The sequence below is a fragment of the Arachnia propionica genome, assembly GCF_003932785.1.
Taxonomy (GTDB): domain Bacteria; phylum Actinomycetota; class Actinomycetes; order Propionibacteriales; family Propionibacteriaceae; genus Arachnia; species Arachnia propionica_B.
The window spans coordinates 1-701 of the sequence record NZ_RQYT01000129.1; the positions used below are offsets into that span (position 1 = coordinate 1).

Genomic DNA, 701 nt, shown 5'->3' on the forward strand with positions numbered 1-701 from the left:
CCCCTGCTCATGCAGCTTCCAAATCAACGTCGACGGATCCGTCATCACACTCCACGGCTCACCCCACACCCCACAAAACGCCTCCACATACCTGGGCCATAAATCCACCACCACCACATTCCCCAACAGATCCTCACCCCAATTCCTTACCAGATCAAAGGTAACATCATGAATCTTATCGATTGTGGCACTATCCCCAACCAGAACAACCCGAGACTCACCCCCTTCCTCATACCTGTACCGGGATTCGAAATTCGTGGGCTCCCACCCGAACTCCGCCGCCAATCCTGGGATGTCACCCATCCTCACCGGAGCAGGCAACCCCGCCAGACGCTCGATCCATCCCCGCGCCGTCTCAAAGGAAATATGTCTCAAGGCCTCACCCTCCCCCACTGGTCAAGCCGGACCGCGAACACCAGCAAGCAGTCCGCGTCGAAACCCGCAGCGAACGGTGCTCGGACTCGAGTCGGGCCGGAATCCCGCCAAGTCTCGACACGGGCCCTCCGCAAGCTCCGACCCCGGCTCGACCAACGGAGGGAATCACCACCGCTCCTCCGTCCTATCCATAGCAACAAACCTACAGGTAAGACAGTCAGGCCACACCGTCAACTCAGCATAACCCTGCTCATGCAACTTCCAGATGAAATCAATCATGTCAACATCCGTCATCACACTCCACGGCTCACCCCAAGCACCACAAA

General features: G+C 57.8%; 1 protein-coding gene. It reads right to left on the minus strand.

Annotated elements, in window-relative coordinates:
* A partial coding sequence (locus tag EII35_RS16305) for a DUF6301 family protein (RefSeq protein WP_221739810.1) occupies positions 1-375 on the minus strand: 375 nt, incomplete at its 3' end.
* Positions 376-701 lie beyond the last annotated feature (326 nt).